Annotated in this window: 1 protein-coding gene; it reads left to right on the top strand. The window is 65.6% G+C overall.

Going from position 1 to position 413, the window contains the following annotated elements; genetic code table 11:
• The coding region (locus IF20_RS36935; RefSeq protein ID WP_199896935.1) for a zinc-binding dehydrogenase at positions 1-413 on the top strand (413 nt) is incomplete at both ends.

Genomic DNA, 413 nt, shown 5'->3' with positions numbered 1-413 from the left:
CGGGGTGACAGTGTGGCGGTGATTGGGTGCGGTGGTGTGGGGGATGCGGCGATTGTCGGGGCGCGGTTGGCGGGGGCGGCGAAGATCATCGCGGTGGATATCGATGAGCGGAAGCTGGCGAAGGCGGAGTCGGTCGGTGCCACGCACACGGTGAATGCGAAGTCGGCTGATCCGGTGGCGGCGGTGCGGGAGTTGACCGGTGGGTTCGGTGCGGATGTGGTGATTGAGGCGGTGGGGCGTCCGGAGACGTACAAGCAGGCGTTTTATGCCCGGGATTTGGCGGGGACGGTGGTGTTGGTGGGGGTGCCGACGCCGGATATGACGTTGGAGTTGCCGTTGTTGGATGTCTTCGGGCGGGGTGGGGCGTTGAAGTCGTCCTGGTATGGGGATTGCCTGCCGTCCCGTGATTTCCC

Source organism: Streptomyces niger, assembly GCF_000718305.1.
GTDB classification, from domain to species: domain Bacteria; phylum Actinomycetota; class Actinomycetes; order Streptomycetales; family Streptomycetaceae; genus Streptomyces; species Streptomyces niger.
This window is presented reverse-complemented; position numbering and strand designations above follow the sequence as displayed.